This is a genomic window from uncultured Sphingorhabdus sp. (assembly GCF_937872355.1).
Lineage (GTDB): Bacteria > Pseudomonadota > Alphaproteobacteria > Sphingomonadales > Sphingomonadaceae > Sphingorhabdus_B.
This window is the reverse complement of sequence record NZ_CALMSV010000270.1, coordinates 1-14,690: the sequence shown is the minus strand read 5'-3', so window position 1 is coordinate 14,690 and position 14,690 is coordinate 1. Positions and strand designations below refer to the sequence as shown.

Sequence of the window (14,690 nt, the reverse complement as noted above, 5' to 3'; positions counted from 1 at the left end):
GCGGCCGGTCAGGGCTCTTTCACCCGAAAGCGCCCGCCGGGGCGGCGGGGGGGCTGCCGCCGACCCGCCTCGCCGGGGGGGGGCATTTTCTCCGCCCCCCAACGCAGCCCCAGCGCAACAAGTGGCCGGTCACCGCCATAAGTAAGGAACCGCTTCTTCAGTTCCGCTAGTGCGGCAGCAGTATCCATATAGGGTATAGGAATATCCGGCGTTGGCTTGATTGCGTGGATACGCGCCAGTTCGCGCGCGATATCATGCACCAATGATGCGGGCGGATCGGCAAGGATCTTCGCCGGGTTAACTTCCGCCTCGACGCGGTACATGATATAGCCGGTGCCCATATCGTCGGCAGCGGTAAGTTCGCCAACCACCTCGGGCGCGAGCACACCCCCGCGATGCGCGGTGCGCACCAGCTCTGCCTCGACATCATGGCCGAAGGAGCGTCCTTCCATGAAGGCAGCAGAGGGCGCACGGCGCAGGACATAGCCTTTGCCCGCTCTATCAAACGACCAGCTTTCCATATTGGCACCGCCCGAAAGGCGGCCGAGATTTTCAATCGGGGCGCCATCGGCGACGATGCGGTCCATTACGGCAGCCAGCTTGGTCTGGAATTCATCCATGGGATTTTTGATAGGCGCAGCGTCTGTCATGGCAAGCGAAAGCTCATTTGTTGCTCCAATAGTCGAATGCTTTTTGCTGGTGCTGCGCAAGATAGGTGCGTGCTTCACTGCCTTCCCATGCTCCAGCATAGTCGTGGCGCGAAACCCACCACCCCTGCCCCGGCAAGCCATCGCCTTCGCGGACAACAAGACAGGCCAGCGCAGGTTCGCCGCGCTGCTCGGCTTCTGTATCAATGGCGTCTAGCGTTTTGCACAAGGCGCGCATCTTGGGCCGGGTGAAGCGGAAACCAAGCGTCATCAGCATCTCGGAATAACTCATAGCCCGCCCCTCGCGCGCGGCCTGCTGCAGGATTGCTGTGATGCCTTCGACATCGGCAATGCGCCCTGCCTTGTCCGGTCCGTCATCAAGGAAGGGATTGTCCATTGCACCCGAAGCCGCGCTCAACGGCCAATCGGTTTGGTGCGAATGTTTAGCTGGCCCGCGAGACCGGCCTTGCGGTGCTTTTCAATCGCCTGATATTCGGGCGATTGCACCATCTGCTGCATGGCGGCGAGCGAGGGATATTCGGCCAAAGCGACCATGTCCCACAATTCCTCGACTTCACCCAGCAGCAGGCCAGTGACCGGCCCTGCATAAACCTGACGCCCGCCAACAGCGGCAAGGCAGGCCTGCACGGCAGCGCCATAGCGCGCATAAGCTTCCGCACCGGTCAGGTGCGCGTCCGAGCCGTCTTCATATTCGGCCTTAGGTTTGAATTTGAGCAGGTTGACCATGACGAACGCACCGTCATCACCCGATCCGAAAAACGCCATCGCCTGTTCCATCGGCGGAAATACGGCATTGTTCACTTGCATGATTTCGCTCCTCCTCTCACTCCGGAGACAAGGTTTAATCGTGCGATTAAAAATGGCAAGCAGCGATTTTTGCTTCGCTTTGGCTTATACTGATGGGTCTGGGATTGCAGGAAATGGTGGGCGATACAAGGATCGAACTTGTGGCCCCACCCGTGTGAAGGGTGTGCTCTACCGCTGAGCTAATCGCCCACTCTGCCAAACAGGAGCGCGCCTTTGCCAGAGCTTACCTCGCCGCGCAAGGTCTTATCCGATGTCAGGAAACAATCTTGATGTGCGGCTGACCGGGACCGGATTTGGTATCGAACGAACGACCAAGGCCGATGAAAATCGTATCGATGATCCGCGCCAGCTTATCCTCTGAAAGCTTGTGATCGAGGTAAAGCAAAGCTTCGGGGTTGCAGTAAGGCTGAACCATCTGATTGATCAGCGACACAGCGTCATCAATTGACAGCTCTGGCAGATAGCCCTCGCCCATTGCCTCGGCAACGATCTGCGACAGATAATGATCCCCCAAGTCGACATAGCCGCGCACGACCTCGAAATGTTCGTCACCCAGTTCGAGGTAGCTTTTGAAAAATTCGGGTTCAGCCCGATACTCATCACGCATCCACACAAATCGGCGGGCGAAAAATTGGTACATTTTGTCGCGCACTGGCAGGTCGGCGGCGACGACTTCTTCCATGATAGCAATTTTTGGCGCGAACCAGCGGCCTGCAGCGGCCTCCATCAGAGCGTCCTTGCTTTCAAAGAAGCGGTAAAGATTGGCTGGCGACATGCCGGCGGCAGCGGCAAGCTCGGTCATCGACAGGTCGACGCCGCCGCGTTTGCGCACAATTTCCTCGCAAATGTCGAGCAACTCCTGCCGACCGGCTTCGATATCGGTTTGCGGACGAGCCATAACACCTTCCCTGAAACAACCGGCTCTGTATTGCCCGATTATAACGCTTTTGTGATTATGTGAATAAAAGCTTCAGTTTTCAATATTGTCGAATGGCAGGCTCGGCTGCGCGCCGACGAACGGTTCTACAGCAGCGTCAGGCTGAGAAATTTGGCCGCTTTGGTCAATTCCGCTGAGCGTTAGTCCCAGCAGCCGCACACCCATTTCGGCGGGGAGTATCTGGTCGAGCAAGGCATGTCCGATTGCCGCAAACTCGCCGCGATCCAGCAGGTTGCGGGTCAGGCTCTTACTGCGCGTGAGCGTCCTGAAATCGGAATAGCGCGCCTTCAAAACCACAGTCCTGCCTTTGACGCCGCTATTCTCTATGCGGCGCCACACGATGTCGACAATCTCGTCGAGGGCCGTGCGCAACTCCTCATTGCTTTGCTTGTCGTTGAAATAGGTCAGTTCCCCGCCAACCGACTTGCGCTCGCGCGAAGGATTGACCCGGCGATGGTCGATGCCGCGCGCCGCTTTGAACAGATAGCTGCCCGCGCTACCGAAATTACGCTGCAACCATTCCTCGCTCATTGCACGCAGGTCTGCGCCCGTGTGGATGCCAAGCCGTTCCATCTTCTCTGCTGTCCGCGGGCCAACCCCATGGAAACGGCGCACTGGCAGAGTCGCGACAAAAGCTTCGCCCTGCTCGGGCAAGATGATGCACAATCCATCGGGTTTGTTCTGGTCGCTAGCTAGCTTGGCGATGAATTTGTTGTAGCTGACGCCTGCACTGGCGGTCAGGCCGGTCTCTTCGCGGATGGCGGCACGAATTGCCTTGGCAATTTTTACCGCTGAACCGATACCCTGCTTATCCTCGGTAACATCCAGATAAGCCTCATCGAGCGCAAGCGGTTCGATAAGGTCGGTATGGCGCGCAAATATCTCGCGGATCTGTCGAGAGACGTTGCGATAGGCCTCGAAGCGCGGTTTGACGAACACCAGTTCGGGGCATCGCCTTTGTGCGGCGATTGAAGGCATCGCCGATTTGACGCCAAATGCGCGCGCTTCGTAGCTAGCAGCAGCAACTACACCTCTTTTTGACGATCCGCCAACAGCCACCGGCTTTCCCCGCAGATCGGGGTTGTCGCGCTGCTCCACCGACGCGTAAAAGGCATCCATATCGACATGGATGATCTTGCGCAGCGATGGTGCGTCGTCGGTCATGCCCGCCGTGAAAGGCTCGATATTGAAGCTGGAAGACGCATGATATGCTCCATGTAAATAGCGTAACATTCGAATGTAATTACCGCGACCCGAAAACGGGCTGGTTTTCGCGTGCTGGCTTCCGCATAAGCAATGCATGACCTCTCCCGAAAAGAAGAAACTGCTCGGCGATCGCGAACTGATCGTGATGATGGCCGCCATCATGGCGCTGAATGCACTCGCCATTGACGCCATGCTGCCCGCTTTCCCGCGCATGGCGGCAGGCCTTGGCGTGACCGACGCCAATCGCATCCAGCATGTGATCACATCCTATCTCTTGGGGATGGGTGCGGGATCGCTGTTGCACGGGCCATTGTCTGACCGGTTCGGACGGCGACCTATATTGTTGACCGCCATAGGTGGTTATATCTTGTGTGCTCTGGCTTGCAGCTTTGCGACCAGTTTCGAGATGCTGATCGCGATGCGCGTGGCGCAAGGGCTGTGCGGCGCAGCGTTGGGTGTGCTCGTAACCTCGATCATCCGCGACCAGTTTGAAGGCGATGCGATGGCGCGACGCATGTCGACGATATTCCTGGTCTTTATGGCGGTTCCCATTGTCGCGCCTCTGGTGGGCTCGGCCGTGCTACTGTTCGCAGGCTGGCGCTCAATTTTTGACTTGTTCGCTATCATGGCAGTGCTGGTATTCAGCTGGGTAGCCCTTCGCCTGCCAGAAACGCTCGCCCCGGAAAATGCGATACCTATTGAACCGCGCGCTCTCGGTCGCGCGTGGAAACAAGTCATCACCAACCGTTCTGCCAATTGCTATATGCTGGCTGGCGGCACATCACAGGGGGCATTATTCGGCTATCTGAACAGTTCGCAGCAGATTTTCGACAGGACTTTTTCGGCACCCGAATTCTTCCCGATTGGCTTTGCCATCATCGCCTTCGGCATCGCCTGCGCCAATTTCACCAATGCACGGATCGTCGAGCGGTTCGGCGCGCGACGGGTGTCGCAGACGGCGCTGTTCGCCTTCATCACGCTTGCCATCGCGCAGGCTTTGGCGGCCACCTTTGCGCCTTCGTCCTTGCCGCTGTTTCTTGGGCTCATCACGCTTAACATGGCGATGATCGGATTTGTCGGCTCGAACTTCTCGTCAATTGCAATGCAGCCCTTTGGCGCGATTGCAGGGTCTGCATCGTCGTTCCAGAATTTTGTTCGTACAATTTGGGCCGCACTGATCGGAGCAACGATAGGCCAGCAGTTCAATGGTGCGGTCACGCCAGTTGCGCTTGGCTTCCTGGGTTGCGGTCTTTTGGCGCTAACCCTGATCCTGATCGGCGAACGTGGCCAATTGTTCACCCGGCCGGGAACGACACGGCACGTGCCGCTGTAGCGGATAAAAAAAGGGAGGCCGAAGCCTCCCTTTCCTTTTTCATTTGCGACCGGTCAGTTGATCGGCGGAACCGAGGTCGGCGGTGCATCGGGATCATCTTCATGAACTTCGATATGACCGCGGCCGACATGGCTCGCCTTGCGGCTATAGGCGTAATATACCACCAGACCCAAAGCCGCCCATCCGACAAACAGCAGAAGCGTGTACCCTGAGAGGCTGAAGAACAGATACAGGCAGCCGAGGATCGATATTGGCGCAACAATGTTCACCGCAGGCGTACGGAACGGACGGACCCGGCTCGGATCGGTGGGCCGCAATACCATCACAGCGATCGACACCATCGCAAAGGCAAAGAGCGTGCCCGAATTCGAAATGTCAGCCAATGCACCAACCGGGAAGAACGCCGCGAACATAGCGACAAACACACCGGTTATGATCGTGATGATATGCGGCGTTTTGAACTTCGGATGGACGGTCGAAAGCTTCTCCGGGAGAAGACCATCACGGCTCATCACAAAGAAAATGCGCGTCTGTCCATACATCATCATCAGGATGACCGAAGGCAGCGCCAGACCGGCGGCCAGGCCGATAAGATCACCGATCTTTTCCCATCCGATTTCACGCATAGTCCATGCGAGAGCTTCCTTCGAGCAAACGACGGCATTGTTACCGATGGCATTACAGGCCGCTGTCAATTCGGCACTACCCGGGGCAATGCCCATGCCTTCAGGCGTTAAAAGAGGTTGCGCTCCAACGGTACCGATGACGCCACCCGCAACCAGCATGTAGAAGACGGTGCAGATTGCGAGCGAACCGATAAGGCCGATCGGCATATTCCGCTGCGGGTTTTGCGTTTCCTCGGCTGCAGTTGAAACCGCGTCGAAGCCCACATAGGCGAAGAAAATGGATGCCGCAGCGGCAGAAATACCCGCGAAACCTAGCGGAGCAAACGCCCCAAACTTGCCCACCTGACCACCCGGACCCGCCAGTGCGACAAACAATGTCAGTGCGGCCACTTTGATCAGTACCAGTACGGCGTTGACGCGTGCGCTTTCAGTGGTACCGATAACAAGCAAAGCGGTGACCAGAAGTGCAATCAGCATCGCTGGAAGGTTGATGATACCGCCAGCCGAAGGACCAGCCGTCAAAGCCAAAGGTATCTTTATACCGAGTACGCTATCCAATAGCCCGACAAAATAGCCGGACCAGCCAACGGAAACTGCACCTGCAGCCACTGCATATTCAAGCACCAGAGCCCAACCGACCATCCAGGCAAGCATTTCGCCCATGACCGCGTAGGTGTAAGTATAGGCCGATCCCGAAACCGGCACCATCGATGCCAATTCAGAATAGCAAAGCGCCGCAACCGCGCACACAAAGCCGGCAATCACGAACGAAAGCATCATGCCCGGACCGGCCTTTTGCGCGGCTTCGGCGGTCAGGACGAAGATACCTGTGCCGATAATCGCACCAATGCCGAGCATCGTCAGTTGGAATGCACCAAGCGATCGGTGGAGGGACTTTTTTTCCGCCGTCGCCAAAATGGCGTCCAACGGTTTGACCCGGTCGAATATCATCAGATTCTCCCCAAAAAATATGTTCTGGGGCCGAAACTAGAGCCTAAATGGACATGCGCAACAAAATTTCAGCGCATCAGCATCGGCCCGAGCGCTTTTCCACCGAAAAGATGGACATGGAGGTGCGGAACCTCCTGATGACTATGAATTCCGGTATTGGCGAGCAGCCGATAACCCGGCGCCACCAGCCCCTCCTCACGCGCAACATGGCCGACGGCCCGGATGAAACCAGCTATCTCCGCCTCGCTTGCGTCGGCGCTGAAATCATCCCAACTGACATAGGCGCCTTTGGGAATGACCAAGATGTGGACCGGTGCCTGTGGGTTGATGTCGTGAAAGGCGAGTGCCCATTCATCCTCATACACGGTGCGATTGGGAATTTCCCCGCGCAGGATTTTGGCGAAGATGTTCTGATTGTCATAGGGTAAAGTGGCATCGACAGGCACGCGTCATCCTTTCCTGCTGGCTTTTTCCTCTATACCTGAAATGCCTTCGCGGCGTTCGATTTCGCGCAGTACGTCATCAAGGCTCAATTCGGCATCCGCGAGCAAAATCGTGAGGTGGAAAAGCAGATCAGCCGCTTCGCTAGTGAGTTTATCCGGCCCCTCGCGCAACGCGGCGATAATCGTTTCGGTGGCCTCTTCTCCCACCTTTTGCGCAATCTTGGCGGTGCCTTTGGCGAAAAGCGAAGCAACATAGCTCGACGCCGGGTCGGCATCCTTACGCGCGCGGATCACCGCTTCCAACCGTGCGATACGCGGGTCCATCAGCGCCCCCTGCCCTGCAAGTTCATTACCATCTGCCGTTCATCCTCAGGGATAAGGCCTTCGAGCACGCGCCAGAAGCCTGTCACCGATTCCTGCCCCGCCGCCGCATAAGCCGCCGACAAGCCGGTGCGCAAGGCCTCAAACAACTGCGCCTCGAACGCGGCACCCTCTTCGGTCAAGCGCAACAGCTTTTGCCGCCGGTCGACCTCGCCAGCCTTGGTTTCGACCAACCCCTTTGCGGCCAGATCGTTCAACACGCGGCCAAGCGACTGCTTGGTTATCGACAGGATTTTGAGTAGCGCGCTGACCGGCAAGTCGGGCTGGCGTGCTATGAAATAGAGTGCGCGGTGATGCGCGCGTCCAAAGCCATGTTCGACCAGAAGCTCGTCAACCGAACGCGTCAGCCGCGTGTAACCGAAAAAGAGCAACTCGACGCCGCGCCTGACCTCGTCCTCTCGCAGAAAGAGTGGCGAAGCAGCTGGCGAGAATGTCTCAATCGAGGGAGAAGATGGGACAGCCATATTGACGTATCTTGACGCAGCCCATAACTAAGTGCAAGCATTTCCTGAAAGTCGCTATTTTCGTAATTATATTTCAAAATGGAACCAAGCATGTCGCATTCTGCCATCCCGACGCTCGAACGCGTACCGCATCCCTCACCGGTTGCCGATGATGTGCGCGCGGATCTGATTGCCGATCCGGGCTTTGGCAAGGTTTTCACAGATCACATGGTCACGATCAAATACACCGAAGGCCAAGGCTGGCATAGCGCAACACTCGGCCCGCGCGGCCCGTTGACGCTCGATCCCGCAACCGCAGTATTGCATTATGCGCAAGAGATCTTCGAGGGCCTGAAGGCCTATCGCCTTGCTGACGGTTCGATGGCGCTGTTCCGTCCCGATGCCAATGCACGCCGTTTCAACCAATCGGCGCGCCGTCTTGCCATGCCCGAGATTCCCGAAAGTCTGTTTATCGATTCGATCAAGGCGCTGATTGACGCAGACAAGGCCTGGTTCCCACCGGTCGAGGGCGGATCCATTTATATCCGCCCGTTCATGATCGCGAGCGAAGTGTTTCTGGGCGTGAAGCCGTCATCCGAATATCTGTTCATGATCATTTGCTCGGCAGCCGGGAATTATTTCAAGAGCGGCGCGCCTGCGATAAAGATCTGGATATCCGAAAATTACACGCGCGCTGCACCCGGCGGAACGGGGGCGGCCAAATGTGGCGGCAATTACGCCGCCAGCCTGATCGCGCAGCAGGAGGCAATTGCGCAGGGCTGCGACCAGGTCGTATTCCTCGACGCCGCTGAACATCGCTGGGTTGAGGAATTGGGCGGCATGAACCTGTTCTTCGTCTTCAACGATGGCAGCATTATCACACCGCCTACCGATGGAACGATCCTTGAAGGCATCACGCGTGCATCTCTAATACAGCTGGCGCGAGAGGAAGGACTGACGGTTCGCGAGGACAATTACGCGATCGACCAATGGCGCACCGATGCGGAAAATGGACGGCTGGTCGAAACCTTTGCATGTGGTACTGCCGCAGTCGTAACGCCGGTCGGCAGCGTTCATGGTGCCCAAGGCAGCTTCACCATTGGCAGCGGTGGCCCCGGTCAACTCACGCAAAAACTACGGGCCAGACTGGTTGAAATCCAGCGCGGCACGGCGCCCGATCCACATGGTTGGGTGGATCGCATCATTTAAGCAAAGCACGTGTTGCCAAGCGGTTTTTGAACGCTATAAGGCCGCTCTCCCAAGCCAGTCAGGCTTGGTCTGCTGGGGTGTCGCCAAGTGGTAAGGCACCGGTTTTTGGTACCGGCATTCGCAGGTTCGAATCCTGCCACCCCAGCCATATTCCCCCAGACCTTGCTTAAGCCTCTGACTCTGCGAGTATATATCTTAGGTTAAGTTATGTAAAAGGTCGTAACTATTCGACCGCATGTATAGCGCAACTTGTAAATCCGCTTTATTTGGCCACAAAAGGGCGATGTGACCGGCGTAGTGTAAGAACAATGGGTCCATCGAGGGTAGATGGGTGGATATATGCGAATTGCTATTGCGGACGACGAAAGTGATGTCGTCAACTATCTAAAGAATCTCGTCGAAGAAATGGGACATGTTGCGACGTCCTTTTCGGACGGCGCGGCCTTGTCACAATCATTGGTCCGGGAAACTTATGATCTCGTCATCATGGATTGGACGATGCCAAAGAAAGACGGTTTAGCCACGCTCAACTGGATGCAGACTTCGCTGCAGGAGCGTCCCCCCGTCATCATGATGACCAATCGTACCGCCAAGAAAGACATCAGCGATGCGTTAAACGCGGGTGCGGACGATTATATTACCAAGCCCGAAGATCCGTCGGTCATTTGCGCTCGCATCAATGCACTATTGCGCAGAAGCGCCGGCAGCGGTGCATTTGAAGCAAAAGCCGTCTACGGGGCATATACCTTCGACCGGATTGATCAGACGGTGACGGTTGAAGATAAAATCGTAACGCTGACAGCCAAGGAATTCGAACTGGCTGATATGTTTTTCCGCAATCGGGATCGCACCTTGTCGCGCAATTATATAATGGAAACCATCTGGCGGACGACGGCTGCGCTGGCCACTCGCACGCTTGACATGCACATTTCGCGCGTTCGTGCCAAGTTGGACCTCAAACCGGAAAACGGGTTTCGCATCTTCACGGTATTCGGCTACGGATATCGTTTGGAGTCCATCGAGAAAAGGTAAGGCCATGAAGCATCTGGCATTATCCGTCGCAGCCATTTCGCTTGCGGCGTTCTTTGGCGCACCTGCCAAGGCAAATGATGATCTGACTTATAAGGTTGTGCGCGGCGATACGCTGATCGGACTTGCAGATAAATATATGCTGCGCGCCAGTGATTACCGTATCGTGCAAAAGCGCAACAGAATCGCAAACCCGCATGTGATCCCGGTTGGTACCATCCTCAAACTGCCTCGGACGCTTTTAAAGTTTCAACCGTCTACTGCTCGCCTTTCTTCGGTGAAAGGCCAAGTCACCATGACGGAGGGCAACAACGCAAAGGCAGTGTCATCCGGCCAGCTGCTGTCCGAAGGGCAAGCGGTGAAAACATCAGGCGGGGCTTTTGCCTCTCTGGTTCTGGAGGATGGCTCACGCATTTCGGTGCCTTCGAACACCGATTTGAAGATCGTTCGCCTGCGCCGCTATATCCTTGAATCGGCGCTGGACTATGATTTCCAAGTCGATCGGGGCAGCGCCCGATCGAAGGTGGCGCCGCTCAAGTCGGCGAATGACCGATATCAGGTCCGCACGCCTCGCGCTGTATCGGCGGTTCGCGGCACCGATTTCCAGACCCGTTTCGATTACAGCACGAATCGCGACTTTGCCGAAGTCGATGAAGGGGCGCTGGCGGTTGGCGTGAAAGGCGGCTCAGAATTGGCGGTGCCGGCGGGCTCCGGCCTCGCAGTCAATGCCGATGGTAGCGCGCTTACTGAAGCCCTGTTGCCTCCGCTTGCAATTGATGGAGCAGGCAAGCTTCAAAATGAAAGTTCCGTCCGCTTTGCCCTGGCTGCCCAGAAAACGCCCGTTCGCGTAAGTATTGCCAAGGATGCGGGTTTCGAAGAACAACTGGCCGATCAGATCGTTTCGGGCGCCGACGCAGACTTTGGCAATCTGGACGATGGGGCCTACTTCTTCCGTGCCCGCGCTATATCGGCAAAAGGTCTGGAAGGTCTTCCTGCCACCTATGCGTTCAAGCGTCGGTTGAACACGATCAGCGGTTCTGCGGGTTCAGCCGACGAAGGCTGGGTTTTCAAATGGAGCGGTCAAGGCCGGGGAACGATACGGTACAATTTCCAGCTTTTCAGAAACAATACCGATGGACCCGCGTTTGTTGACGAAGCAGGCCTGGCAGCGCAGCAAATTATCCTGTCCGAACTTCCCGATGGCGACTATTACTGGCGCGTCGGCTCTGTACAATTTGCAGACGGCGAAACCAACACCAACTGGACGCCCCTTGAAAAGATTATTGTCGCTTCAAATTGATGGGCAGCAGGCAGTAGCTGGCGGCCGCACATGAACCTTCGCCGCCGACTGTTGATCGAATGGGCTTTAATTGCTTTATTCGGCACGCTTGCTGTCATTCTGGCAACGCATTGGCGCGGCACTTCTGCATTCGACAATCTGGTCTATGACCAACTGTCTTCGATCTCTCGTCCAAAACCCGACAATAAAATCTTGTTGATCAACATCGACGAAGCCAGTCTGGCACGCGTTGGCAAGTGGCCTTGGAACCGGAATATCCATGCCCAACTGATCGACAAACTTGCGTCCGCGGGCCCACGTACAATACTTCTCGACGTGCTGATGAGCGAAGCTTCTTCAGCGGCTGACGATAGGGCATTGGTTGAGGCGATGCAAAAATCAGGGGCGGTATACCTGCCGTTGAATTTTCACAGCCCTGGAAGTGATGGCAAAGCCTACGATACCGAGTACCCTCTGTCTGTACTGGATGCGGCAGCCAAAGGCGTTGGGCATGTCAATATCACCTTTGACAATGACGGCATAGTCCGCCGCATCAACCTGTGTTTTGACAGTGGCGAGCGAAGCTGGCCACATCTGGCCGAACTGATATATCGGAACGGAGCAGCGCCCTCCCCGGCATTTGCAGGACTGGCGCGATGTAGCCAGCATCTCCTGCTCCCTTATGCGCCTCGCGACAGCTATTCGGAAATCTCTTTCGTTGATGCGCATGAAGGCCGCATTCCCGACCAGTTGGTCAAAGGGCGCGACATCATCATCGGCGCTACGGCCGCCGGAATGGGAGACAATTACCCCGCCCCCTTCAGCGACGGCGGCGTCGTTTCTGGATCGGAAATCATGGCGAATGTGGTTGCAGCGCTCCGTCGTGACGATTTCATCGCATCAGCGCCAGTCTGGCAGATTTCCCTGTTCTCGCTTTTGCCGATGTGGCTGTTGATGCTCGGCTTTCTGCGCTGGCAACCCCGAACGGCCTTGATCGTATCACTGTGCCTCATCGCGACCGTTTTGGTGGCTGGCATGGTAGCCTTATCTGCAAGCATATGGTTTCCACCCGGCGCCGCACTGATTGGAATAATATTGGTTTACCCTTTATGGGGTTGGCGCCGCCTGCAGGCGATGAGCGCCTTCATGCAGAGCGAACTCGGTGAACTCGAGCGCGAAGGCGAAATTGTGCCATTGGCGTTGAACCCTGACCGCGGGAGCGATCTGGTCGGCCGACAAAGCGCCGCACTGGGCAGCGCCATCGACCATTTGCGCGATCTTCGGCGCTTCGTTTCCGACTCTCTGGAGCATTTGCCCGATCCGATGTTTGTGACCGATATGGTCGGTACGGTGACTATGGCGAACCACCGGATAGAGGATTATCTGGGGCCAAAGCTTAAGGGCACGGCACTCAAATCTCTACTCGACCGCATCGTCGCACCCATGCACCGGCGCAGTGTCGACGAATATTTGCGGGCCATAGAGCGCGAGCCAACCGGTGATCATCAGCCATTTGTGCGTTTCGTCTCACCCGACGGAAGCCATTTCGTTATGCGCAGCGCTCCGGTCGTCAACGACTTGGATGTGCACGTCGGGCAGATCCACTACCTTGCTGACATCAGTGCACTGGCGCAGGCGGAAAGCGATCGCGAAGAGGCCCTGCAACTGCTGTCACACGACATGCGATCCCCCCAATCCGCGATCATTGCCCTGCTGCCAACGGTACCGGACAAGGATGTCAGCCGTCGCATAGAAGGGCATGCACGCCGAACAATTGCACTGGCACAGGACTTTGTGGATGTCGCGCGTATGGGCGAAAGCCCATTCGAAGGCACCGACGTTTTGCTCACCAATCTGGCGCATGACGTTACCGACAATTTTTGGCCGCTGGCGCAAGAGCGTAGTGTAAGGATAGAAGTAATCGATGATAGCGACAGTGGCTTTGTGCTGGCAGAGCCTGACAGTCTCGGTCGCGCGATTGCCAACATCCTCGACAATGCTATCAAATTCAGCCCCGTCGGAGGTTCGATACAGGTACGTACCCGGCGCATTCGCGATGTCGAAGCTAGAATGCTCGAGTTGACTATTTGCGACGAAGGGCCGGGCATTGACCCTGACCTGCTGCCAAGGCTGTTCACACGATTTGCTGCGCGTTCGGTTCCCGATGCGCGTATCAAGAGCAGCGGGCTGGGCCTGACTTATGTTCGCGCGGTTGCGGAACGCCATGGAGGCAAGGTTTGGGTTGAAAATGGCAAGAAAGGCGCATGTTTCCACCTGCGCCTCCCTGAAGCGGCAGATCCTATTCCAGACCCTGCCGCTTAGTTTTATACGCCCCCTTGGGACGAGAAAGATCGGCAAGCGCGGCGGTAACCAGAGCAGGAAGAACCTCGGCCATTTGCGCCTTGCAATGATATTCCGAAGCTTCGCCGCGATACAATTCAGCGCCATCGCCAATACGCGTCAATGTGACCAAGAGCCGCATCTCTCTATCGGCGCAACTCTGCAACGGCTTTGCAGCTTTGGCTGCCGCAATATCCGTAATGGTATCGCCCGTTTTTACTTTCACCGAAATGGCTGCATCCCTCTCTGCAAAAGCAACATGAAGCTGAACGTCACCGGCTTCGGTTTCGGAAAAACCCCTGTTTACCAAAGATTTGATGACGGCGGCTCGAGCCTGTACAGCGGCTGAAGCCGTTGGCGGAGTTTCATCGAGAATCGTGAGGTTAGTCGCAACGCCAGGCCCGGCGCTGTTCACACGCGTTTCTATAGGGCTGGCACAAGCGGACAGGCCCAGAAACAGGATAGAACTCAAAATAAGGCGCGACCCCATAAGAGGTCTTTAGCAGAGGGCGCTCACCGCGTCAGCAGGAAATACACAACGTAAAACCAGCTAAAAAATCCATGGATAATCGCCCACAATACCGATTTATGCGCGGTATAGCTGATGACAATCGCCAGCGCGCTGCCGAAGCCGACGCCTGATTTAACGACATCGCGCTGGATGATACGAACGCGTTCCCCGGCCATCAAGCCGCCTGCCTGGCGCGCTCGGCAAGTTCCTGATTGAGCATTTCTGCCAGCAGGAACGCCAGTTCTAGCGACTGCGCCGCGTTGAGGCGTGGATCGCAATGCGTGTGATAGCGATCCGCAAGCGCCTCATCGGTCACCGCAATTGCACCACCGGTGCATTCGGTGACATTCTGGCCTGTCATCTCGATATGGATACCGCCGCCAAAGCTGCCCTCTGCACGGTGCACGGCAAAAAATCCGCGAACTTCCGCCAATATCCGTTCGAATGGGCGGGTTTTGTAACCGCTGGCCGACTTGATCACATTGCCATGCATCGGGTCGCACGACCAGATGACAGGATGGCCTTCG

Annotated in this window: 17 protein-coding genes and 2 tRNA genes; 7 read left to right on the top strand and 12 right to left on the bottom strand. The window is 56.6% G+C overall.

What is annotated here, in order from left to right; translation table 11 throughout:
- Positions 1-8: 8 nt before the first annotated feature.
- The 6 genes from Q0239_RS17285 to dinB all read right to left on the bottom strand — a co-directional run bounded on the left by Q0239_RS17285 (position 9) and on the right by dinB (position 3,576).
- Positions 9-620 (bottom strand): hypothetical protein, encoded by a 612-nt coding sequence (locus Q0239_RS17285; protein ID WP_298605165.1) that lies wholly within the window; start codon positions 618-620, stop codon positions 9-11.
- A 43-nt stretch (positions 621-663) separates the two neighbouring features.
- On the bottom strand, positions 664-1,044 hold the full coding sequence (locus Q0239_RS17280; protein ID WP_298605163.1) for a ribose-phosphate pyrophosphokinase: 381 nt from the start codon (positions 1,042-1,044) through the stop codon (positions 664-666).
- Between the two features lie 17 nt (positions 1,045-1,061).
- Positions 1,062-1,475, bottom strand: coding sequence for a DUF1330 domain-containing protein (locus Q0239_RS17275; protein WP_298605161.1), 414 nt, complete (start codon positions 1,473-1,475; stop codon positions 1,062-1,064).
- 114 nt (positions 1,476-1,589) lie between these two features.
- Positions 1,590-1,664: transfer RNA gene (locus Q0239_RS17270), tRNA-Val, on the bottom strand.
- 64 nt (positions 1,665-1,728) lie between these two features.
- Positions 1,729-2,373, bottom strand: a complete 645-nt coding sequence (locus Q0239_RS17265; protein ID WP_298605159.1) for a TetR/AcrR family transcriptional regulator — start codon at positions 2,371-2,373, stop codon at positions 1,729-1,731.
- 72 nt (positions 2,374-2,445) lie between these two features.
- A complete protein-coding gene (gene dinB, locus Q0239_RS17260) occupies positions 2,446-3,576 on the bottom strand; it encodes a DNA polymerase IV (protein WP_298605157.1) in 1,131 nt (376 codons plus the stop codon).
- A gap of 136 nt (positions 3,577-3,712) precedes the next feature.
- On the opposite strand from dinB, the gene Q0239_RS17255 reads away from it, so the two are divergent.
- Positions 3,713-4,951 carry a multidrug effflux MFS transporter gene (locus Q0239_RS17255; RefSeq protein ID WP_298605155.1) on the top strand — a complete coding sequence of 413 codons (1,239 nt, stop codon included), beginning with the start codon at positions 3,713-3,715 and terminating at the stop codon, positions 4,949-4,951.
- 53 nt (positions 4,952-5,004) lie between these two features.
- On the opposite strand, the gene Q0239_RS17250 is transcribed toward Q0239_RS17255, so the two are convergent.
- The 4 genes from Q0239_RS17250 to Q0239_RS17235 all read right to left on the bottom strand — a co-directional run bounded on the left by Q0239_RS17250 (position 5,005) and on the right by Q0239_RS17235 (position 7,816).
- A complete protein-coding gene (locus Q0239_RS17250; protein WP_298605153.1) occupies positions 5,005-6,528 on the bottom strand; it encodes an amino acid permease in 1,524 nt (507 codons plus the stop codon).
- Positions 6,529-6,596: 68 nt separating this feature from the next.
- Positions 6,597-6,974, bottom strand: a complete 378-nt coding sequence (locus tag Q0239_RS17245) for a histidine triad nucleotide-binding protein (protein ID WP_298605151.1) — start codon at positions 6,972-6,974, stop codon at positions 6,597-6,599.
- Between the two features lie 3 nt (positions 6,975-6,977).
- Entirely contained in the window at positions 6,978-7,295 is a 318-nt protein-coding gene (locus Q0239_RS17240; RefSeq protein ID WP_298605150.1) for a phosphoribosyl-ATP diphosphatase, read from the bottom strand.
- Entirely contained in the window at positions 7,295-7,816 is a 522-nt protein-coding gene (locus tag Q0239_RS17235) for a MarR family transcriptional regulator (RefSeq protein ID WP_298605148.1), read from the bottom strand. The genes Q0239_RS17240 and Q0239_RS17235 overlap by 1 nt, the downstream gene beginning before the upstream one ends.
- A 90-nt stretch (positions 7,817-7,906) precedes the next feature.
- Between Q0239_RS17235 and Q0239_RS17230 the strand changes: the two genes are divergently transcribed.
- The 6 genes from Q0239_RS17230 (at position 7,907) to Q0239_RS17205 (ending at position 14,001) form a co-directional block, all read left to right on the top strand.
- On the top strand, positions 7,907-9,004 hold the full coding sequence (locus Q0239_RS17230) for a branched-chain amino acid aminotransferase (RefSeq protein WP_298605146.1): 1,098 nt from the start codon (positions 7,907-7,909) through the stop codon (positions 9,002-9,004).
- A 73-nt stretch (positions 9,005-9,077) separates the two neighbouring features.
- Positions 9,078-9,152 (top strand) — tRNA-Gln (locus Q0239_RS17225).
- Between the two features lie 191 nt (positions 9,153-9,343).
- Positions 9,344-10,036, top strand: a complete 693-nt coding sequence (locus tag Q0239_RS17220) for a response regulator transcription factor (RefSeq protein WP_298605144.1) — start codon at positions 9,344-9,346, stop codon at positions 10,034-10,036.
- Positions 10,037-10,040: 4 nt separating this feature from the next.
- Positions 10,041-11,333 carry a FecR domain-containing protein gene (locus Q0239_RS17215; protein WP_298605142.1) on the top strand — a complete coding sequence of 431 codons (1,293 nt, stop codon included), beginning with the start codon at positions 10,041-10,043 and terminating at the stop codon, positions 11,331-11,333.
- Positions 11,334-11,363: 30 nt separating this feature from the next.
- Positions 11,364-13,634 (top strand): CHASE2 domain-containing protein, encoded by a 2,271-nt coding sequence (locus Q0239_RS17210; RefSeq protein ID WP_298605140.1) that lies wholly within the window; start codon positions 11,364-11,366, stop codon positions 13,632-13,634.
- Complete coding sequence (locus Q0239_RS17205; protein WP_298605138.1) at positions 13,561-14,001, top strand: hypothetical protein; 441 nt, start codon at positions 13,561-13,563, stop codon at positions 13,999-14,001. Before Q0239_RS17210 ends, Q0239_RS17205 begins: the two co-directional genes overlap by 74 nt.
- A 164-nt stretch (positions 14,002-14,165) precedes the next feature.
- Here the strand turns inward: Q0239_RS17205 and Q0239_RS17200 are convergent, their stop codons facing one another.
- Both Q0239_RS17200 and Q0239_RS17195 read right to left on the bottom strand, forming a co-directional pair.
- Positions 14,166-14,339, bottom strand: coding sequence for a hypothetical protein (locus Q0239_RS17200; RefSeq protein ID WP_298605136.1), 174 nt, complete (start codon positions 14,337-14,339; stop codon positions 14,166-14,168).
- Positions 14,339-14,690, bottom strand: a 352-nt coding sequence (locus Q0239_RS17195; protein ID WP_298605134.1) for a 3-deoxy-7-phosphoheptulonate synthase, incomplete at its 5' end; no start/stop codon positions are given. The genes Q0239_RS17200 and Q0239_RS17195, both read right to left, overlap by 1 nt.